The 19,912-nt window shown below is 64.7% G+C and carries 18 protein-coding genes, 2 tRNA genes and 1 other RNA gene; 12 read left to right on the top strand and 9 right to left on the bottom strand.

Annotated elements, in window-relative coordinates:
* Positions 1-34 precede the first annotated feature (34 nt).
* From mraZ to EYQ35_10905, 7 genes are all read right to left on the bottom strand, one after another.
* Positions 35-484, bottom strand: a complete 450-nt coding sequence (gene mraZ, locus EYQ35_10935) for a division/cell wall cluster transcriptional repressor MraZ (GenBank protein HIF64648.1) — start codon at positions 482-484, stop codon at positions 35-37.
* A 304-nt stretch (positions 485-788) separates the two neighbouring features.
* An RNA gene (rnpB, locus tag EYQ35_10930) (RNase P RNA component class A) lies at positions 789-1,159 on the bottom strand.
* A 63-nt stretch (positions 1,160-1,222) separates the two neighbouring features.
* A complete protein-coding gene (locus EYQ35_10925; protein HIF64647.1) occupies positions 1,223-2,005 on the bottom strand; it encodes a hypothetical protein in 783 nt (260 codons plus the stop codon).
* Positions 1,971-2,047, bottom strand: a tRNA-Met gene (locus tag EYQ35_10920). The genes EYQ35_10925 and EYQ35_10920 overlap by 35 nt, the downstream gene beginning before the upstream one ends.
* Before the next feature lie 15 nt (positions 2,048-2,062).
* Positions 2,063-4,159, bottom strand: coding sequence for an RNA polymerase sigma factor RpoD (rpoD, locus tag EYQ35_10915; GenBank protein HIF64646.1), 2,097 nt, complete (start codon positions 4,157-4,159; stop codon positions 2,063-2,065).
* Positions 4,149-5,903 (bottom strand): DNA primase, encoded by a 1,755-nt coding sequence (gene dnaG / locus EYQ35_10910; GenBank protein HIF64645.1) that lies wholly within the window; start codon positions 5,901-5,903, stop codon positions 4,149-4,151. Before dnaG ends, rpoD begins: the two co-directional genes overlap by 11 nt.
* Positions 5,867-6,430, bottom strand: coding sequence for a CvpA family protein (locus EYQ35_10905; GenBank protein HIF64644.1), 564 nt, complete (start codon positions 6,428-6,430; stop codon positions 5,867-5,869). The genes dnaG and EYQ35_10905 overlap by 37 nt, the downstream gene beginning before the upstream one ends.
* A gap of 124 nt (positions 6,431-6,554) precedes the next feature.
* Between EYQ35_10905 and EYQ35_10900 the strand changes: the two genes are divergently transcribed.
* Positions 6,555-9,269: an insulinase family protein gene (locus tag EYQ35_10900; GenBank protein ID HIF64643.1), complete on the top strand. Its 2,715-nt coding sequence runs from the start codon at positions 6,555-6,557 to the stop codon at positions 9,267-9,269.
* A gap of 20 nt (positions 9,270-9,289) precedes the next feature.
* Here EYQ35_10900 and EYQ35_10895 read toward each other — a convergent pair whose 3' ends face one another.
* Complete coding sequence (locus EYQ35_10895; protein ID HIF64642.1) at positions 9,290-10,006, bottom strand: glycerophosphodiester phosphodiesterase; 717 nt, start codon at positions 10,004-10,006, stop codon at positions 9,290-9,292.
* Positions 10,007-10,094: 88 nt separating this feature from the next.
* On the opposite strand from EYQ35_10895, the gene EYQ35_10890 reads away from it, so the two are divergent.
* The 11 genes from EYQ35_10890 to EYQ35_10840 all read left to right on the top strand — a co-directional run bounded on the left by EYQ35_10890 (position 10,095) and on the right by EYQ35_10840 (position 19,239).
* Positions 10,095-10,964, top strand: coding sequence for a 50S ribosomal protein L11 methyltransferase (locus tag EYQ35_10890; GenBank protein HIF64641.1), 870 nt, complete (start codon positions 10,095-10,097; stop codon positions 10,962-10,964).
* Positions 10,961-11,794: a 16S rRNA (uracil(1498)-N(3))-methyltransferase gene (locus EYQ35_10885; protein ID HIF64640.1), complete on the top strand. Its 834-nt coding sequence runs from the start codon at positions 10,961-10,963 to the stop codon at positions 11,792-11,794. Before EYQ35_10890 ends, EYQ35_10885 begins: the two co-directional genes overlap by 4 nt.
* A 25-nt stretch (positions 11,795-11,819) precedes the next feature.
* A complete protein-coding gene (gene gshB, locus EYQ35_10880; GenBank protein ID HIF64639.1) occupies positions 11,820-12,767 on the top strand; it encodes a glutathione synthase in 948 nt (315 codons plus the stop codon).
* A gap of 131 nt (positions 12,768-12,898) precedes the next feature.
* Positions 12,899-12,971, top strand: a tRNA-Phe gene (locus tag EYQ35_10875).
* Between the two features lie 795 nt (positions 12,972-13,766).
* Complete coding sequence (locus tag EYQ35_10870) at positions 13,767-15,098, top strand: DEAD/DEAH box helicase (GenBank protein ID HIF64638.1); 1,332 nt, start codon at positions 13,767-13,769, stop codon at positions 15,096-15,098.
* 53 nt (positions 15,099-15,151) lie between these two features.
* Positions 15,152-15,679, top strand: coding sequence for a peptidylprolyl isomerase (locus tag EYQ35_10865; protein ID HIF64637.1), 528 nt, complete (start codon positions 15,152-15,154; stop codon positions 15,677-15,679).
* A gap of 88 nt (positions 15,680-15,767) precedes the next feature.
* Positions 15,768-17,042 carry a hypothetical protein gene (locus EYQ35_10860; protein ID HIF64636.1) on the top strand — a complete coding sequence of 425 codons (1,275 nt, stop codon included), beginning with the start codon at positions 15,768-15,770 and terminating at the stop codon, positions 17,040-17,042.
* Positions 17,039-17,578 carry a methylamine utilization protein MauE gene (locus tag EYQ35_10855; protein HIF64635.1) on the top strand — a complete coding sequence of 180 codons (540 nt, stop codon included), beginning with the start codon at positions 17,039-17,041 and terminating at the stop codon, positions 17,576-17,578. The genes EYQ35_10860 and EYQ35_10855 overlap by 4 nt, the downstream gene beginning before the upstream one ends.
* A 4-nt stretch (positions 17,579-17,582) precedes the next feature.
* Positions 17,583-18,233 (top strand): methylamine dehydrogenase accessory protein MauD, encoded by a 651-nt coding sequence (gene mauD, locus EYQ35_10850; GenBank protein ID HIF64634.1) that lies wholly within the window; start codon positions 17,583-17,585, stop codon positions 18,231-18,233.
* Positions 18,230-18,805: a methylamine dehydrogenase (amicyanin) light chain gene (locus EYQ35_10845; protein ID HIF64633.1), complete on the top strand. Its 576-nt coding sequence runs from the start codon at positions 18,230-18,232 to the stop codon at positions 18,803-18,805. The genes mauD and EYQ35_10845 overlap by 4 nt, the downstream gene beginning before the upstream one ends.
* On the top strand, positions 18,802-19,239 hold the full coding sequence (locus tag EYQ35_10840; GenBank protein ID HIF64632.1) for a cytochrome C: 438 nt from the start codon (positions 18,802-18,804) through the stop codon (positions 19,237-19,239). Before EYQ35_10845 ends, EYQ35_10840 begins: the two co-directional genes overlap by 4 nt.
* Before the next feature lies 1 nt (position 19,240).
* On the opposite strand, the gene EYQ35_10835 is transcribed toward EYQ35_10840, so the two are convergent.
* On the bottom strand, positions 19,241-19,912 hold a 672-nt coding region (locus tag EYQ35_10835), incomplete at its 5' end, for a hypothetical protein (protein ID HIF64631.1).

Below are 19,912 nucleotides of genomic sequence, written 5' to 3'. Positions count from 1 at the left end.
GCGCACAACTGTTCTTCGCTGTTTCGAGGGGAGTTCAGAAAGAAAAATCGCCGAAGAAGGAGGGATCCTGCCTGGCCTCGTCGAGCTGGCGACGGCCGTTTTCCCAGTCGGGCTGGCTCCAGAGCTGAAACTTCTGCAGGTCGCCGGTAAAAACGGCTTCCTTGGCCAGGCCCGCGTAATCCCGGAGTTCCGCGGGCACCAGCACCCGCCCCTGGGCGTCGATCTGCTGGTCCTGGGCGGGATGAACGTAGAGGCGCTTGAAATCGACGGTCCTCGACTCGAAGGGCGGCATTTCGCCCAGGCGGGCCTCCAGGCGCGCCCACTCGCTGAGCGGGTACAGATCAAGGCACCTGAACCTGGAGTCCAGGGCCCTGGTCAGTACTACCGCGCTGTCGCCCAGCTGGGCAAGCTGCTCACGAAAACGACGGGGGATCGCAATGCGCCCCTTGTCGTCGATTGAGTGTGCAAACGTGCCTCTGAACATGAGTCAAAAAAAACGTGGGTGGCCAACCTCCCGAGAGATTGTCCACATTCCAGCCCCCGACCGATTCCAACCAAGGAGACCTTTCCCCACACAGCCCCACAACCACCCACAAGTTCCGTTTCTATCCCACTTCAACACCGGAAGGCAAGTGGTTTTCTCTGGCTTGTGCTCGTAACGGTTTTTCCCAAACGCGAAAGCTAAGTGTATTCGCTTTGTTAGAGAGTGGGCCACTGTGGGGAAAAAAAATTGCCGGCAGGCCCGGGCCGCTCAGTCACAGGGGGGGGGCAGGAAAGAAAGGGGAAAAAAACGGAGCCGGCCTGTAAGCCGGATTCTGTCCGAACACCGACCCGTAAAGGCGGTGCTCGGGGCAGTCATTCATCTGGGCCGCCGGTTGCCCGGCGGCTCGTGCGACCTTACCCAGGGGCAAAGGACGGGCCGTCCGCCCCCCTATTTGGTCTTGCTCCAGGTGGGGTTTACAAAGCACCCGCCGTTACCGACGGGCCTGGTGAGCTCTTACCTCACCGTTTCACCCTTACCCCGGCCTTGGCCGGGGCGGTTTACTTTCTGTTGCACTTTCCCCGCCTCGCGACGGGCCGCTGTTAGCGGCCACCCTGCCCTGAGGAGTCCGGACTTTCCTCCCGCGTACGAGACGCGAGCGACTGCCCGGCCAGCTCCGTTTCACCGACTGCATACAACGGAAAGCCCCCCGCTGTCCAGCCCCGCGTATGCGGATAGGGATCAGTCCTCCGGTGAGACCAGAAAAAGAATGCGCTGACAGCTGGGGCAGTGGTTAATCGAACGTGAGCTCCGGATATCGATGAGCACCTGCGGCGGTATGCGCACGTGGCAGCCCTTGCAGGCTTCGCCTTCCACTTCGACCACGGCCAGCCCGGCACCGCGCTTGAGCACGGTCTCGTAGCGCTTAAGCGCCGACGCCTCGATGGCACCAGTCACGAGCTGTCTTTCCTCGGCTGCCTTTTCCAGAATCGCACGCAATTCGTCAATGCGCCCGCCCTCGTCCTCGACCTGCCTGTGGTCGGCCTGCTCCAGATCCTCGCGCTCCTTCCGATGCACGAGCAAGCGGGCCTCGACCTTCTCGATCTCGACCTCGATTTCGTACAGCTGCTCTTCGTGTCCTTCTATGTCGCGGGAGAGGTCGCGAAGCTCGATCTTCGAAGCGTCAAACTCCCTTGCAGAGGCCACTGTGTTCTGGCGTTGCTTACGCTCGCGCAGCTTGGAGTTGAGATCTTCGAGTTCGCGCTCGAGCAGGGCCCGCCGGTGCACCAACGCGGCTCGCTCGGCTGCCACCGCGCTCTCGCGCTGCGCGCATTCGGCTATCGCCCCGCGACGCGACGCCAGGGCGCCTTCGTGGCGATCGACCTCGCGGCGTTGTTCGGCAAGACCGCTGTCGGTCTTCTGTAGTTCATAGAGTTTTTTGAGCTCTGACGTCAATATACTTCTGATAGACCAGTCGCCATAAAACCAGTGGTGGGCCCACCAGGACTCGAACCTGGGACCAATGGATTATGAGTCCACTGCTCTAACCAACTGAGCTATGGGCCCGAAACGAGGAACGTTTCAGCCCACGAACCCTTTGAGCTTACGGCTGCGACTGGGCAACCGAAGCTTGCGCAGGGCCTTGGCCTCGATCTGCCGTATTCGCTCGCGCGTGACGGAAAAACGTCCCCCGACCTCCTCCAAGGTATGGTCGGTTTTTTCTCCAATTCCAAATCGCAGCCTCAGCACCTGCTCCTCCCGCGGGGTCAGCGTGGCCAGAACCTTGCGCGTATGCGTCTGCAGGTTCTTGTTCACCACTATGTCCGGGGGGGCGATAGCCCGCTTATCTTCAATAAAATCACTGAGATTGCTCTCTTCTTCGTCGCCGATGGGAGTTTCAAGCGAAATAGGCTCCCTGGCGATCTTGAGCACCTTGCGCACCCGGTCGGGGGGCAGCTCCATGAGGACCGACAGTTCCTCGATCGAAGGCTCGCGGGCGTGGTCGAGGATAAACTGCCGCTTGGCTCGGATGAGTTTGTTGATCCACTCAATCATGTGCACCGGGATGCGGATGGTGCGCGCCTGGTCGGCAATGGCTCGGGTGATCGACTGGCGTATCCACCAGGTGGCATAGGTCGAGAACTTGTAGCCGCGCTTGTAGTCGAATTTTTCGACGGCCTTCATCAGGCCGATGTTCCCCTCCTGTATGAGGTCGAGAAACTGCAAGCCGCGGTTGTTGTAACGCTTGGCTATCGAAACGACCAGGCGCAGGTTGGCCTCGGTCATCTCGGTCTTGGCCGTCGTCGTATCATCGCGGGCCTGGTTGATGCTTCGCCAGAGCTCGTCGAACTCGGAAACGGTGAGCCCGGTCAGGGCTATGATCTCCAAGGTCTCCTCCTGGCACTTGCCGATGTCCACGGCCAGCTTCATTGCACCCTCGACGCTCAAGCGCAGGGTTCCACAAATGCGCTGGTCGCTGGTCTTGCCCTTGCCTAGATTGCCCACGAGTTCTACGACCTGCTCGGGGTCACGCCCGGTCTTACGCCGCGCCTTCTCGAGCAGACGCCGGCGCCGGCCCAGGCGCGAACGCGCGGTCGCGATTTCCTCTACGACCGAATTGAGCTGGCTGCTATGCAGCGGAATGTCGCGCAAGCCCTGGAGAAATCCGTTGTTGAGCCGGCGTGCGGATGCCAGCAAGCGCTCCTGGTCCTTGTCGTCACTGCCGTCGGCCCGGTCGAGGTTGCGCTCAATGCTGTTGGCCTTGCGCACGAGCTTCTTAAGCAACACTGTGAGCTGCCGGTTGAGCTCCTGCTCGCCCTCGTTGGCGACCATGCCCTCCGACGCTGCCTCGCTGGCTACCAATTCTTCGGGCTCATCGCCAACCGGGGCCTCGGCATCCGCAGTGGGCTCAACAGCCACGTCCTCGGCATCGAGTTCATCACCGGCCACCACCTCGGCGGCCAGGTTTACAGCATCATCATCCGGGGCATCATCATCCGGGGCATCATCGCCCTGGGATCCGGCCTCCAGGCCCACGACACCCTCGGCACCCTGCTCGCCCTCGCCTTCGCCTTCGCCCGAAACCTCGCCCGAAACCTCGAGATCGGGTTCGACCAGCTTGACCACCGAGCGAACACGAATATCGCCGGCCTCTACCAGCTCCAACAGCGCGCGCACCCGGTTGCGACCAAAGGGAGACGAAAAGACAAGGTCAAACAATCGGTTAGAGCCAGCCTCTATTCGCTTGGCAATGGCTACTTCTTTTTCACGGGTGAGCAGCTTGAAGTTGCTCATGTCGCGCATGTACATGCGCACGTAGTCGACATCGCCCTCGCGATCGCTGGCCCCGACTTCTTTCTTCTTGCCGGTCTTGCTGGCGGCTGACTTGGCGGCCGCCTTGCTCTCAGCTACCGCGCGCTCGCCTTCGCTGGTATTGTCGGCGAGCAGGACGTCGTTTTTGCGCAGAGCCTCAAGCATGCTTTCGATGCCGCTCACGCTACGGTCGTCCTCGCTTCCCGCACCGAGCACGACGTTGACGTCCTCGTAGGTAACAAAGCCCTGCTTCTTTCCCAGGGTGAGCAATGACCCGAGGGCCTCGGCGCCTACTTCCGGGGCCAGTTCTGCCCCACTGGCCGGCGCCCCAACAGGTGTTGCGTCGCTTTTGCTGCTACTTGCCATCTGACATCCGGCTGGATTTCCAGTCTCCCATCCCGGGGATAGGAGCAATATCCGAGCCAGCCTCCTCAGCCCGCTTCAGTTCCAGCAGGCGTTGGCGGTTTATTGCTTTGCGCTGCCGTCTTTCCAGGCCCGACAGGCAGTCGCCCAGGGCTCGCCGAGCCACGGCGGTATCGGAATATACCCCCTCGTTGAGCCTCTGAGCCACCCGCGCCCCCAGGTCCGAGGGCAACGCGGCCAGCTGGTCGGCGGCGTCGGCCGGGCTGCTGGCCTGCAGTAAATCGCCCGCAACCTGCCGGAACGGCCCGTCTTCCATGCGGTCCAGGGCCCCGGCCTCTACCACCGAGGCGGCCAGCGCCGAATCACTTAGCAGCAGGGTCACCAACAGTTCGTCCAGTCCCGCCGCCCCTCCAAGGGACTCGGCGCCCCTCGCGACGCGCTTCTGTGGCATGGGCGCAGCCTGCCCCCTGAGAACCTTCTCGCTTATGCCCGTCCACACCGAAGCCTTGCGCAGCAAAAGGTCATATTCGAACGGGTCCTGCACCTTTTTGAGCAAACTTGACAGGTCGCTGGCCGCCCTGGCCATGGAGGCCGTATCGGCGGCCTGGCCGGTAAGCTGCCGCAGCCAGGTGTCGACCAGCGGGCCAGCCCCGCCCAGCAGTTGCGCAAGAGCCTCCACGCCGCGCTCGCGCACAAAGCTGTCGGGATCGGCGTCGGCGGGCAACGACAGGCCACGGGCCCAGACGCCGGCCTCCATGAACACCGGAAAGCTGCGCCCGGCTGCCCGGCTGCCAGCCTCGTCGCCGTCAAACAGCGTGATCATCTCCGAGCTGAAGCGCTTGAGCAGTTTGACCTGCTCGGCGGTGAGCGCCGTGCCGCAGGTGGCCACCACGTTCTCCATTCCTGCCTGGTGCAGGGCGATGACGTCAGTGTAACCTTCAACGAGCAGCGCGAAACCCTTGTCCCTCACGGCGGTGCGGGCAAGGTCGAGCCCGTAGAGAACCCTACCCTTGTGATAGACCGACGACTCCACCGAGTTTATGTACTTGGGGCCCTCGGCTGTCTCGCCCTTGCGACCGGCAAAGCCGACCACGCGACCCTGGTTATCGCGCAGCGGAAAAATCAACCTCGAACGAAACGAGTCTACCGTTCGGCCCTGCCGCCGCGTGACCAGGCCGAGCGATTGCGCCTGCTCGAGATCGGCACCCTCCTGCTTGAGCCAGCGCAACAGGCCGTCCCCTGAATCGGGCGCCGCGCCAAGCATGAAACTGTCGGATGACTTTTCGTTGATGCCGCGCGCAGCGAGGTACTCGAGCCAGGACTCGCCGGCCTGGGTCTCAAGCAACACACGACGATAGTAACCGGCCACCGAGTCGAGCAGGGCAAACAGGTCCTTGCGCACTGGGCCACCGGCCGAGCCCCGTTCTTCGGGGAGCTCTATGCCGCAACGGTCGGCGACCTTGCGCACCGCCTCGGGAAAACTCAGCCCCTCGAGCGCCATGATGAACTTAAAAACGTTGCCGCCTTCGCCGCAGCCAAAGCAGTGATAGAAACCGCCATCGTCGTTGACCGAGAATGACGGGGTTTTTTCTTCGTGGAAGGGGCACAGGCCCTTCAGAGAGCGGCCGGCTCTCCTCAATTCGACGTGCGACGAGATGAACTCGGATATGCGCGCCGCTTCGCGGATCTCGTTTATTTTGTCCTCAGCAATCAAGGGTGACCGTCGTGGCCGACAGAGACGAACCAGTCCTGTCCCTTATCCATTGCCACGGCGAAAATGCCAAGTGAAACCCGTGCAAGGGCATCGCCTACCTGCGACTCCTGCACGCGCACCTGCAGCTCTTCGGCTACCCCGAGAAAACGCCCCGCAAAAGCGTCGCGGGTTTCGGACACTGGTACTGAGCTGCGCAGCAGTATCACTGCGCTGCCGAGCACCAGGGCGCCCTTGAGCACACCGAAGCCCATGCCCGCGAGCCTGTTCTGCGGCGACACGGCAATCGACACCCAGAAGCGTTCTACCAGCGTGTTGGCTATCCTCAAGCCTAAGACCACCGGGAAAAACAGTGCGAGAAAGGCCAGGCTGATGGTGAGAAAGTAGGGCATGGTGGCGCGAACGGCGATGCCCTCGGCCACGGCCGGGCAGAAACGAAACGCGACCGCGCAGCCCGCCACTATGGATACCAGCGAGAGCAGTTCGTGAAAAAATCCCCGCGAGTAACCCCGGAGGGCCGCGAAAAAAAGGAGCAGGAGAAGCCCGACATCGACGATGTTCATACCAACCTCCACACCGACCAGTACCGGCTGTTAAGCCCCTGCACGGGTCATCTACAGGCGTTTACTCTAGCACGGGTTGACACCTCGCGCCCCACATGGGATTCGCCCGGTTCCCCTTTTACCGATGAATCGCCCAGCCTCAGGATCCTACGTCTGTAGCCTGCTTGCCGTCTTTGCGCTGTCCCTGTACGGGTGTAGCTCGATGATAGACGCAGTCATGCCGCAGCGCGGCGAAGAAAAACTCAGTACCTGGACACTCGACAACGGAATGCAGGTGCTGGTGAGCGAGGATCATTTTGCGCCCGTGGTCGCGCTGCAGGTCTGGGTCAAGGCCGGCGCCGCCGACGAGCTGGACCCCGAGGCCGGCGTGGCGCACGTGCACGAGCACATGTTGTTCAAGGGCACCTCGCGCCGCGGCGTGGGCGAGATCGCCGCCGAGGTGGAAGGCTCCGGTGGACGCATCAACGCGTGGACCTCCTGGGACCAGACCGTTTACCACCTCGTGCTGGCTTCGCGTCACGCCGAGCAGGGGCTCGACATCCTGGCCGACGCGGTACGCAATTCTGCCTTCGACCCCGAAGAGCTCGAGCGCGAACTGGGCGTCGTCATGGAGGAGTACAAGCGCAGCCAGGACATGCCGGGAAGCCGCGTGTTCAAGGCCATGTTTGCCAAGGCCTTCAAGCAGCACCCCTACGGCCGACCGGTCATAGGCACCGAGGAATCAATAACCGGGCTCGACCGTGAGAAGATCCTGAGTTTCTTCGGCAGGTTCTACTCGCCGGGCAACATGGCGCTGGTGATAGTGGGCGACGTCAAGGCGCGCGAGCTGCGGTCGGTGGTCGACGACCTCTTTGGCGACTTCGAAAACCGCCCCGTTGAACGTCCCAGCCGGGCCAGCGAACCCGCGCAGGCCGGCACCGAGTTCGAGGCCTTGCACATGGACGTGAAGGAGTCGCACCTCGCGCTGGGCTTCCACGTGCCCGGCGCCAACCACGAAGACGTAGCGGCACTGGATACCCTGGCCTGGATACTGGGCGGTGGCGAAAGCTCGCGCCTGTACCGGGAGCTGGTGGCCGAAACCCAGCTCGTGAACGGCGTCAACACTTACGCCTACACCCCCGCTGACCCGGGCATGTTCGTGGTGACGGCGTCGATGGACGACTCCAATCTCGTGGCCACCCTGCCCGCCCTGCTCGAACAGATCACGCCCCTGCTGGCCGGCCCGGTGGGCGCCGACGAACTCAGGCGAGCGCGTAAAAACCTGCAAACCGACTTCATCTACCAGCGCCAGACAGTGCAGGGCCAGGCCCGCGAAGCCGGCTACCTGCTCACCGTGCACGAAGACCTCGACTTTGACCGCCGCTACATCGAGCGACTCGACTCGCTCACCCTGGCCGACCTGCAGCGGGTGGCCCGGCGTTACCTCGTGGCCGATAACCTCACGGTGGTGAGCCTGGTGCCCACCGGCAGCGAGGTGGTACTGGACAAGGCCACGGCCGTGGAAGCGGCCCGCGTGCTCTCGGTAGCCGTGCAATCGCAGGCCGACGAAAAGGCCGAGGCCGAGGCGCGGCCCTCTGCACCTTCGCGGTCAACCACCAGGCACGGGAGGGACACCGAGCCGCGGCTGGTCACGCTCGACAACGGCGTCAGGATCATCGTGCAGGAGCACCACGAAGCGCCGCTGTTCTCCATCCGGGCGGCCATGCGCGGTGGCCTGCTGGCCGAAAGTAAATCGGACAACGGAGTATCTACCTTTACGGCCGAGATGCTCACCCGCGGGGCAGGCTCAATCGACCGCGAGCAGCTGGCCCGGCAGGTCGAGACCATGGCCGGTGAGCTGGGCGGCTTTTCGGGTCGCAACTCGCTGGGCGTGAGCGGGTCGTTCCTGTCGGGATCGTTCGACGAAGGCGTCGAACTTTTTCTCGACGTACTGCTGAGGCCCGACTTTCCGGACGACGAAATTGAGAAGACCCGCCACGAGTTGCTGCAGGTCATCGACAACAGGGAAGACGCAACGAGCCACCTCGCCTTCGAACTGGCCTGGCGCACCGTGTACCCCTCGCACCCCTTCGGCATGACGACCGTGGGTGAAAAAGAAACAGTGCAGGCCATGGACAAGGCCGCGATAGAAAACTTTTACCGTCGCGCGCTCGACCCCACGAGCCTGGTCGTGTCGGTGGTGGGCGACGTGCAGAGCGACGACGTGCTCAAGCGCCTGCGGGCGGCGCTTGAGGGGCTCGAGGCACCCGCCGACGCCTTCGTGCAGCCGCCGGCTGCCGATGCGCCCGGGGTGGTGCAGAAAGTGCGCAAAGCGGTACCGCGCGAACAATCACACGTGGTGGTGGCATGGCCGGGCGCCGACCTGCACAACAGTGACAGGTTTGCCCTCGACATTCTCGACGCGGTGTTGTCGCGGCAAGGCGGCCGACTGTTTCGTGAACTGCGCGATAAGCGCGGACTGGCCTACAGCGTGACCGCCTTCCACACCGAGGGCATGGCCCCTGGACTGTTCGGCGGCTACATAGCCACCGACCCCGACAACGAACAGCCCGCCATCGATGGGCTGCTCGAACAGCTGGCCTTGGTAAGAACAGAACTCGTTGACGGCGACGAACTGGAACGCGCCCGGCTCTACCTGCTGGGAAGCCACGACATCGCCCTGCAAACCAACGGCGCCATTGGCGACGAAATGCTGTTCAACGAACTCTACGGACTGGGCTATCTCAACGGCCGCCAGCACGCCGAGCGCATGAACGCGGTCACTCCCGAGGACCTGCTACGGGTGGCCCAGCGCTACCTCGACCCCGAAAAAGTCACCATCGCGGTTGTCGGCCCCTGAAGGAGAGGGCAGGCCTCCCCTCAGTTGGTCAACGCCGCGACGGCCGCCGCCGGGTCGTCTGAAAACACGGCGGCCACGCCGAGATCGCGCAGCCGCCTGACCTCGGCCTCGTCGTTGGCATTCCAGGTCCAGATGTCCAGCCCGGCCTTGCGACAACGCGCCATCAGCTTCTTGTCGACCACCGACACGTGCGGATGCAGGGTGGCTGCGCCCAGGGTGGCCGCGGCCTCAAAGGCACCCTCCTCCTTGTTGGGCACATAGAGCACGCCCACCCGCGCCGCCGAACTGCGCTCTCGCAACAGTTGCAGGCAGTCCCAGCTGAAAGACGAAAACACCACCGTCTCGAGCGCCGCGTGCCTGTTGACGGCAGCCAGGCAGCGCTCGACCAGGGCCGGGTCGGCCTGCTCGGTCTTCAGCTCCAGGTTGAGCGTGCAACGGTCCGAAAACTCGGCCAGCAATTCGTCGAGCAAGGGCAGGCGCAGTCCGGCAAAAACAGGGTCGAACCAGGAGCCCGCGTCCAGGCGCCTGAGCCCGGCCGTCTCCAGACCGGCAACCGAGCCCGAGCCGTCGGTGGTGCGGTCCACCGTCTCGTCGTGTATGACCACCGGCGCACCGTCGGCGCTCAACTGCACGTCGAACTCGAAACCGTCGGCCCCCGCCTCGAGCGCACGCGCGAACGACGGCATGGTGTTCTCGGGCCTGTCGACCGTGGAGCCGCGGTGACCAATGACCAGCATGCGTGCAGGGCTAACCGCCTCCCCGCGGCGAAGCAAGTGCCAAGCCCGGCGGCTTTGTCTGCGAGCGGCCCGCTGTTAGCCTGCCCGCATGGACACCGACCACAGCTGGTACGAGCTGGTGCTGCGCAGCAGCCCCGGGCAGGTAGACCTGCTCACCGGACTGCTGGCCGAGCAGGGCTTTGCCAACAGCGAACTGCGGGGCCAGGACAGTAGCGAAGCCGAGCTGGTGGTCTACCTGCAGGCGGCCGGCGCCGCCCAGGCCGCCGGCATGTCACGCGCGCTCACGGCGTCGTTGCCCGCCGGCATGGTGACCGCGGCCGCGCCCAGGCAGATCGACAACAGCGCCTGGGCCGACAACTGGAAAAGCTTTTTTCCGCGCCTGCCCATAGGCAAGCGACTCGAGGTCATTCCTCCCTGGGAGCAGGCGGCCCCGGAGCGCGACACGGTGATCATCAACCCCGGCCTCGCCTTCGGCACCGGCCAACACGCGACCACCCGCTGCTGTCTCGAGCTGCTCGACCTCTGCCTGCAAGCGGGCGACAGGGTGGCCGACGTGGGCTGCGGATCGGGCGTGCTGGCGCTGGCGGCGCTGCGCATGGGCGCCAGCAGCGCGCTGGCCACCGACAACGACCCGGTGGCCGTCACCACCACGCTTGAGAACGCGCGGCTGAACTCACTGGAGGCCGGACTGGAGACCCGCGTGTGTGACGGCCCGCCCTCAGGGGGACTGTACGACCTTGTTTTTGCCAACATACTGGCCTCCACCCTGGTCGGCATGCAGCCCGCGCTGACGCGCTGCGTCGCACCCGGGGGCAGGCTGATCTTGTCGGGCATCGACGACGAGCGCTTGCCTATTGTGCAAACAGCGTTTATCAAGCCGGGTTGGACGGCGCTACACTGCCTGCAACACGACGGCTGGAGCAGCATCGCCATCTGCCGCAAAGAAGCATCGACATGATCCACTCGGCTACCACATCCTCACCACCAAAGACGCGCATCTTCGTGGGCGACGATCGCTTGACCGCCGACCGAGCCGTGCTCACCGGCCCGGCCCTGCACCACGTGCAGGCAGTGCTCAGGTTGCAGCCCGGCGACGAGCTGGTGGTCTTCGACGGCAAGGGACGCGAGGCGCTGGGCGTGCTCGAGCTGTTCCAGGGTGAGACCGCGGTGGTGCGTATAGTGGAGGAGATAGACAGCAGCACCGAGTCGTCGCTCGACCTGACGATCGCCCCCTGCCTGGCCAAGGGAAAGAAGCTCGACCTCGTCGTCGAAAAAATCGTGGAGCTGGGCGTGGACCGCGTCTGCCCGATAAGCAGCGACCGCAGCGTGTCGCGTCCGCGCGAAGACACGGCCGTCAACAAGGTGGAACGCTGGCGTCGCATCGCCGTGGCCGCCGCCGAGCAGAGCGGGCGCACCCAGGTGCCCGTGGTCGAGCGCATACGCAGCTTTGAAGAGTTCATACCCACCCGCCCCGACGACACCCTGGGGTTGATATTCACCACCAACGCCGACCACGACCCGCCCGCCACCTTGCGACAGCGCTACCCCAACACCCACAGCGTAATAGCGGTGCTCGGCCCCGAGGGAGGCTTCTCCGACCAGGAACTAGAACTCGCCGACCAGCACGGGTGGATCGACGTCGGCATGGGGCCGCGGGTGCTGCGCGCCGAGACCGCCTCGATAGTGGCAGCCGCCGTGTGCCAGCACCTGTGGGGCGACCTCGGACGTAAACCGCCGGTCATTCCCGCCAGCGCTGCCGGGACCAGCCGGCCTCCGGTGGCCAGGTAGCCAGCCCGCAGGTAGCCAGCCGATCATGAAATTTCTCTTCGTCATGGACCCGCTCGACGGGATAGACATCAGCATGGATACGTCTTTTGTCTTCCTGGCCGAGGCCCAGTCGCGCGGCCACGAAAACTGGTTCTGCCAGATTGACCAGCTCCTGTACGACGACGGGTTGGCGGCCCACACCGCGCCGGTAACGGTGAAGCCCGTGCAGGGCGAACACTTTGAACTCGGGCAGTGGTCGGACCAGCGCGCCGACGACTTCGACGCGATCTTCATGCGCAAGGACCCGCCTTTTGACTCGGATTTTTTCTTTGCCACCCAGCTGCTCAGCCTGGCCGACCCCGCGCGCACCTTCGTGTTCAACAATCCTGCGGGCCTGCGCGAGATAAGTGAGAAGCTGAGCATCCTGCGTTTTCCCGATCTCGTGGCCGAGACCATAGTAACGGCTGACCCGCAACGCGTGCTGGCCTTCATGCAGCGCCTGGGCGAGGACGTGGTCGTCAAGCCGCTTGACGGCTGCGGCGGCCAGGGCATCTTTCGCCTGTCGGCGGGCGACCTCAACATCAACGCAATACTCGAGCTGTCCACCGACAACGGGCGCCGCCAGATCATGGCGCAGCGTTACCTGCCCGCGTCGCGCGAAGGCGACACGCGCCTGGTCTATCTCGAAGGCCGTGCGGCCGGTGCCATGCGCCGGGTGCCGCGCGCAGACGATCTGCGCGGCAACCTGCACGTGGGCGGCAGCGTGGTGGCGGCCGAGATCGGCGAGCGCGAACACGAAATCTGCCGCACGATAGAGCCCCTGCTCTCCGAAGCGGGCATATACTTTGCCGGCCTGGATATAATCGGTGGACTGCTCACGGAGATAAACGTGACCAGCCCCACCGGCCTGCAGGAAATCAAGCGACTGGGTGGTGCCGACCTCGCCGCCGAGGTCATCGACCTGGTCGAGCGCCGCTGCCCCTCGGGCCACTGAGCCGCGCCTGGCGGACAGCAGCCTGCCTCCATACGCCCGGCGGCGTGTTGACCCCCCCGCCCTACACCGTTAGAAAAGTTGCGCAGGCAGGTTACGCCGGCCACCGCGCGTGGCCTGCGCGTTGCCCTCACGCCCAGGTAGCTCAGTCGGTAGAGCAGGGGACTGAAAATCCCCGTGTCGGTGGTTCGATTCCGCCCCTGGGCATCTTGCCCGCAGCCCGTGGTTCAGGGCGAATCGGTCCAGGTGACGCCTTGCGCGGCCGGGCTCGCTTAACGCCGGCGTTGGCTAATCACCTTGTAGCGTCGAACTGGTGGTGGTTGAGCAGTAGGGCCGGGGTACGGTCAGGAATTCGCAGGGGACATAGGTCGAGAACGGGGCCGAACTGCTGCTCGTCGAAGTAACAGATGTCGAAGTAGCAGACGTCGAAATGGTAGTGGTCGTCCCCTCGTCACAGCCCGCAAGGCAGGTGGCCAGAAAAACGCCCGTGGCCAGAACAGCGAACTTATGATTGTATCCGTGCATCTGTTTACCCCCTTTCGGCAAGCGCAACAGGACTGTTCAGGCCTCTATTTACTCCCGCGAACACCCTCATACAAACACCCGGTCGTCCCGCCCTGGCCCGCGTCGCAGGAGGGCTGGAAGGCCTGCCCGCACCTTGGTCGACGGTCAGAAACGGTAGCGACAGCGGCCACCGGGGAGAAAAAAGAGCCGCGAGGCAAAACAGCGCTTGCGCCGGCAGCAAAGCCCGGCTATACAATTAACCTCTGATGGTCGCCCTTCCGGCGACTGGCGGCGCACAGCAGGATCGCTTCTTTAGGAAGATCGCGCCGCGTTTCAATAAATCCACACCCTTCTCTGTTGTACGGGTCTGAATCTACCGGTGGGTACACCGAATGTGTACGTCCATCCACGAGTTAATTATTTCCAATGAACGATACTACTTCTATTACTGACGCCTCTATCCCTGACACTTCCCCTTCCGACCAGGTTATTCCCGACATGCCTGCCCCCAACCACGGCGGCTCTCCCGATACGGTGACCACTTTTGAGCAGCTGCCGCTCGACGACACGCTTCGTCGCAGCATCAAGGAGGCCGGCTTCGTCACGCCCCGCCCGGTACAGGCGGCCACCATCCCGTCGGCGCTCGAAGGCTACGACGTACTGGGCCTGGCCCAGACCGGCACCGGCAAGACCGCTGCCTTCGTGCTGCCCATACTGCAGCGCATCGTCACCGACCCCCGCCGCGGTCCGCGCGCACTCATACTGGCGCCCACCCGCGAGCTGGCCATGCAGATACAGGCCGAGACCCGACTGCTGGCAAAGTTTACCAAGGCCAAGGTCATCACCGTGTTCGGCGGCGTGTCGGCCGGCAACCAGATCAGGGGACTGAAGGCCAAGCCCGACATCATCGTGGCCTGTCCCGGGCGCCTGCTCGACCTCTTCGGAAGGGGCTTCGTTGACCTTTCGCACGTGGAGACGCTGGTCATCGACGAGGCCGACCACATGTTCGACATGGGATTTCTTCCCGACATCCGCAAGATCATCGCCGCTTTGCCCGATGACCGACAGAACCTGATGTTCTCGGCCACCATGCCGTCGGCCATACGCAAGCTGGCCAACACGGTGCTGTACAAACCCGAGGTCTTCGAGCTCGAACACGCCGCGCCCATCGAGACCATAGAGCACGCGCTCTACCCGGTGGCAGCGACGCGCAAGGTAGACCTGCTGCTACACCTGCTCGACGGCGACGACTTCAAGTCGTCCATCGTTTTTTCGCGTACCAAGCACAGGGCCAAAAAACTCGCCGAGCAGCTGAGCAACAAGGGCCACGAGGCCGTGGCACTGCAAGGCAACATGACGCAGGGCCAGCGCGATCGGGCCATGAAGGGTTTTCGTGAGGGGCGTTTCAGCGTGCTCGTGGCCACCGACATCGCCGCCCGCGGCATCGACGTGGCTGGCATCTCGCACGTAATCAATTTTGACATTCCCAACACGCCCGACGCGTACACCCACCGCATTGGCCGCACGGGCAGGGCCGAGCGCAGCGGCAAGGCCTACACCTTCGTTGCCAGGGAAGACGCGCAGCAGGTCAAGGCCATAGAGCGAAAGCTGGGCGTGAAGATCAAGCGCCGCGTGGTCGATGGCTTCGAGACGCAACCCGACGACGAAAAACGCTACGTCCACGCGCAGCGCAACGGCAAGCACAACTCGTCGGGCGGCGGGCCCAGCAAGTCCACCCACCCGCAGCGACACGGCCGCGATTCGAACAGCAAGGGAGCTGGACCGGGCGGCGGACGCCGTCGCACTAATCGGGTCGCAAGAGCGTCCTGAAGCGACCGGTTATCGGACACGGTACTAGGGAACCAGAAAACAGGAGCCATGTTATGAGATCTGGAACAATTACAGCCGTTGCACGGATCGCGACCGCCAGCCTTCTGGCAGTACTGGTGGCCTCGGCCTCTTACGCGCAAGACAGCGACAAGGAGTCCAAGGTAGTAAAGGAAGGTAGCAAGGTCTCTATAGAGTACACGCTCAAGCTCGACGACGGCACGACGGCCGACAGCAGCGAGGGCCGGGCCCCGATGGTCTACACCCAGGGTAGCAACGAGATCCTGCCGGCCCTCGAAGCAGCCCTGCTTGGCCTCGCGGTAGACCAGAGCAAACAGGTAAAACTCTCATCCTCAGACGGCTACGGTGAAATCGACGAAGAGGCCTTCCGCCAGGTCGAGCTGTCGCTGATACCCGAAGAAGCCCGCGAAGCCGGCACCACGCTGGTGGTCGGCGCGCCCGACGGCAGCCGTCGTCCGGTGCGCGTAGTCGAGATCAAAGACGAAACGGCCGTGATTGATTTCAACCACCCGCTGGCGGGCCAGAACCTGACCTTCGACGTCAAGATCATCGCCGTCCAATAGCGCCCGGCGGCGCTGACCTCCGGCGCGATTACCGGGCGGGCGCCGCCTTGTCTCATGCCGGTCGCGTAACTAGGCTGTGCTTTCGCCCGTGAAAGCACTACTGCCAGCACTGTTTGCCGCAACTTTCTTCTCCCTCGGCCCAGCCGCCGACACCGCCTGGCCGTCTGCGCCCGAGGCCAACAAAGACGGTTCGGACGCGACGCCCATCGTTGCCCAGGACCCGCACGGCGTGGTCGAAAGCGTGCGCCCGGAGCTCGGCCCGCACGCTCTGTGGGTGGGCGACCGGCTGTTTCGCCACAGCATACTGTTTGACGGCGACAGCGGGCAGGCGCTGGGCATGGTAGACATCACCGCCTCGCTGGGCGGGGTGGCGCCGCACACGTCCTACTCGAGGCGCGAGGTCTACGTGGTCGAACCGGTATACGACCGCGGCCACCGCGGCGAGCGTACCGACTACGTGACCATCTACGATCTCCACACGCTCGCGGTCACGGGCGAGATCGAACTGCCCACGCACGCTACCGAGACCGGCACCGGCATAGCGCTGTCGGCCCTGCTCGACGACGAGCGTTTCCTGGTGGTGCTCAACCTCGTGCAGTCAGGTTCAGTGACCGTCGTTGACCTCGAACAACGACGCTTCGCGGCCGAGATACCCGTGGCCGGTTGCTCGCTGGTGTACCCCACCGGGCGGCGCAGCTTCGGCATGCTCTGCGGTGACGGCGCCGCCTTGGCCGTCACCCTGGCCGACGACGGCAGCGCCGCCGAGACCAGGCGCAGTGAGCCCTTCTTCGACGTGGTCGCAGACCCGCTCAGCGAAAAGGGCGCGCGCGACGGTAGTCGCTGGCTGTTCGCTTCGTTCGACGGCTACCTTCACGAGGTCGAGTTTGCCGGCGGCAAGCCCTCGCTGGTGGCGCGCTGGTCGCTCATGACCGACCGAGAGCGTACCGATTCCTGGTTGGTGGGCGGCTCCCAGCACCTCGCGCTTCACCGCAACAGCCGCCGCCTGTACTCGCTCGTTCACCAGGGTGGGCCCGGCTCTCACAAGGACGCCGGCAGCGAGATCTGGGTCTATGACCTTGAAAAACAAGCACGCGCGGACACCTTCGAGATCCCGGCACTGCTGCCGGCCTTCCTGCGCCCGGTGCTGGGTCTCGAGCCGGGTAGCCTGGCCTACCGCGCGCTGAGTTTTTTTACGCCGTCAATGGGAGCCCACAGGATAGTGGTGAGCCAGGACGACGAGCCGCTGCTGTTCCTGCGCCACGGTGAAATCGGCGTCATCGGCGTACTCGACGCGCGTGACGGCCGCCACCGGCACACCATAGAAGAAGCGGGCATGACCGGCGGGGAGATCCGCATTCCGTGATCACCATGGCCGAGATCGATCCCGTGCTGGCGCTGGCGCTGAGGGCCTGCATGGCGCTGTTGTTCGCGGGCGCAGCGCTGCACAAGCTGAGCGACCCGATGGCCTTTCGCTCGGTGCTCTCGGATTACCGTCTCGTGCCCGACGGCCTGGTCACGCCCATCGCCTGGGCCACCGGCGTGGGAGAACTGCTGCTGGCCGTGGCCTTCCTGTTGCCCGCGGCCGGGCTGCTGCCCGCGCTTGCGGCGGCCGCGCTGCTGACTGTCTACTCCTGCGCCATCGCCATCAACCTGCTGCGTGGCCGGCGCGACCTTGACTGCGGCTGCGGCGGACCACCGCAACGCCTGCACCCCGGCCTGCTAGGCCGTAACCTGGCGCTGGTGGCGGCCGGACTGATGGCCTGCGCGCCCACGTCGGCTCGCGCACTTGGCTGGCTCGACGGCCTGTCATTCCTGGGCACGGTGGCCTGCGCCAGCCTGCTGTGGGCGGCATCCAACCGGCTGATGTCCTTGTCATCGCCCAGTGGAGAGGAGGCCTGACGCCGTGCAGGCCCTGGTCATAACCAACGTGCTGCTGTGGGTCTGCGTGGTGGCACTGGCGCTGGTCGTGTTCGCGCTCTCGCGGCAAGTGGGCCTGCTGCACGAACGGGTAGCACCGGCAGGCGCGCTGGCACCCGCCAAGGGACCGACCGTGGGCCAGCCGGCGCCGCGACTGTCCCTCACCACGCTCGATGGGAGCAGCCTGGAACTGGGTGCGCCCAGCCCCGACGGACGCGACACGCTGCTGTTCTTTCTCTCGCCTACCTGCCCGCTCTGCCGCACCCTGCTGCCCACCCTGCTGCGGGTAGCAGCAGACGAAGACGCGAGCGCACGCGTGGTACTGGCCGGCGACGGCGACCCTGACGAGTACCGCCGCTACGCCAGCGCCAACGGGGTCTCGTCGCTGCCGCTGGTGGTATCAACCGAGCTCGGCCTGGCCTGGCAGGTTTCAAAACTGCCCTATGCGGCCCTCGTGGACGGCGACGGACTGCTGCGCGCCCGCGGCATGGTAAACACCCGCGAGCACCTCGAGAGCCTGTTCGAGGCGCGACGCCTGGGCGTGGCCTCGGTACAGGAGTATCTCGAACTTGAGTCGGCCGAACTTGAGCCCTCCGGCCACGAGCTGGATGCACCCGCAGGAGAACAAGCTCTATGAGCAGGTTGGACCGTTGGATGGAAAACAGCTCGCGCGCGCTCGCGCGGCGCAGTGGGCGGCGTAGTTTTCTCGCCCGCCTGGGCCACGTGATAGCTGGGGGCACCGTGGCCGGGGTCGCGGCGTTGCCACTGTTGCCGGTGGCCCGCGGACAAGCCTCCGACGAAAGCCCCGGTTCACGCGCTGCCGCCCCGCCCGAAGACATTGAAGGCCCCGAGGGCGACCCCAACCACTGCGACTACTGGCGCAACTGTGCCATCGACGGATTTCTATGCGGTTGTTGTGGCGGCAGCGGCACGAGCTGCCCGCCGGGCACCGAAATGTCGCCGGTGACCTGGATAGGAACCTGTCGCAACCCGCTGGATAAGAAAGACTACCTCATCTGGTACAACGACTGCTGCGGCAAGAACCCCTGCGGCCGCTGCTTCTGCAACCGCAACGAGGGGGAACGGCCGGTCTACCACCCCTACCGCAACAACGACATCAACTGGTGCGCGGGCGCGCAGTCGCAGGTCTACAACTGCTCCACTGCCATGATCATCGGACTGGCGGTAGAAGGGCAGCCGGAGAAATGAAGTCCCGCTTACCGGCGCTGCTCGTCACTGCCCTTATAGCCACCGCCGCTGCTGCGTCGCCGAGCCAGGCAGCCACCGACAACAACGCGCAGGTTCGCAACGACTACCTGCTCAGCTGTGGCGGCTGCCACCTGCTCCAGGGCCAGGGATCACGCGCGGTACCCTCACTTGCCGACACCGGCCGCATCTTCGCGCTGCCCGGCGGCCGTGAATACCTCGGGCGCGTGCCCGGCGCAGCCCACTCACCACTGGACGACCAACGGCTCGCAGCCGTACTCAACTGGGTGCTGTCGCGCTTTGGTCAGACGACGGCCGACCCGCCTTACACGGCCAGTGAAATCGGGCGCCTGCGGGCCCAGGCCTACCTCGACCCGCTGGCCGCGCGTCAGCGCGTGCTGGCCGGCAACGACGGCAACGACGGCAACGACGGGTAGGCTACAGACTCGCAGCGAGCTTGAGCGCGCCCAGAGCGCCGGTGAACTCGCCATTGTCCGGCACCACCGCTCGCAGGCCGACGGCTGCCGACACCTCGGTGAGCACGCTCACCAGTGCCGGGTTGTCGCGCAGCGTGGCGCCACCGTACACCACCGTGTCCACTCCCGCGGCAGCGGCCATGCCGTGACAGAGCAGGGCTATGTTCTCGGCCACCAGCGCCGCGGCCGAGTTGGCGAGGTCGGCCGCTACGGGCTCGGGGCCATCAGCGGTTATCTTGCCGAAGGACGCCGCGTTCAAGTCGCCAGGCAGCGGCAACTCTTTGCTGTCGCGGTAAACGTCCTTGACCAGGAGGTCCACGTTCTTTCGATCGCCGGCGGCCGCGAGTACAACGGCGGCCGCAAAGTCGCGGGCACCGGCCAGCACGTTCACCAGTCCCATGAAGGTGCCGCCTCCCAGTGCCGTGCCTCCCACCCGGTGCACGCTGTCGTTGTTGACCAGCAACACCGAGGTACCGGTGCCCACCGACGCGAGCAGAAAAGGAAAGCTGCTGTCGATCCGACCCGCCTCGATCAGCGACCGGGCGCCTGCCGCCCAGGACTCGAACTCTTGGCAGCGCCGGGCTTCGGGCGACCGGGCTTGCCGGGGGTGAGCTTCGATCCACCGACGGGTAAA

This window comes from Candidatus Binatota bacterium (genome assembly GCA_012960245.1).
Classification (GTDB): domain Bacteria; phylum Desulfobacterota; class Binatia; order UBA1149; family UBA1149; genus UBA1149.
This window is presented reverse-complemented; position numbering and strand designations above follow the sequence as displayed.

Excerpts from the sequence above, each read along its gene's own strand:
- mraZ (HIF64648.1), bottom strand. The coding sequence starts at position 484 with ATGTTCAGAGGCACGTTTGCACACTCAATCGACGACAAGGGGCGCATT.
- rpoD (HIF64646.1), bottom strand. The coding sequence starts at position 4,159 with ATGGCAAGTAGCAGCAAAAGCGACGCAACACCTGTTGGGGCGCCGGCC.
- EYQ35_10905 (HIF64644.1), bottom strand. The coding sequence starts at position 6,430 with ATGAACATCGTCGATGTCGGGCTTCTCCTGCTCCTTTTTTTCGCGGCC.
- EYQ35_10900 (HIF64643.1), top strand. The coding sequence starts at position 6,555 with ATGAATCGCCCAGCCTCAGGATCCTACGTCTGTAGCCTGCTTGCCGTC.
- EYQ35_10895 (HIF64642.1), bottom strand. The coding sequence starts at position 10,006 with ATGCTGGTCATTGGTCACCGCGGCTCCACGGTCGACAGGCCCGAGAAC.
- EYQ35_10890 (HIF64641.1), top strand. The coding sequence starts at position 10,095 with ATGGACACCGACCACAGCTGGTACGAGCTGGTGCTGCGCAGCAGCCCC.
- EYQ35_10885 (HIF64640.1), top strand. The coding sequence starts at position 10,961 with ATGATCCACTCGGCTACCACATCCTCACCACCAAAGACGCGCATCTTC.
- gshB (HIF64639.1), top strand. The coding sequence starts at position 11,820 with ATGAAATTTCTCTTCGTCATGGACCCGCTCGACGGGATAGACATCAGC.
- EYQ35_10870 (HIF64638.1), top strand. The coding sequence starts at position 13,767 with ATGCCTGCCCCCAACCACGGCGGCTCTCCCGATACGGTGACCACTTTT.
- EYQ35_10865 (HIF64637.1), top strand. The coding sequence starts at position 15,152 with ATGAGATCTGGAACAATTACAGCCGTTGCACGGATCGCGACCGCCAGC.
- EYQ35_10845 (HIF64633.1), top strand. The coding sequence starts at position 18,230 with ATGAGCAGGTTGGACCGTTGGATGGAAAACAGCTCGCGCGCGCTCGCG.
- EYQ35_10840 (HIF64632.1), top strand. The coding sequence starts at position 18,802 with ATGAAGTCCCGCTTACCGGCGCTGCTCGTCACTGCCCTTATAGCCACC.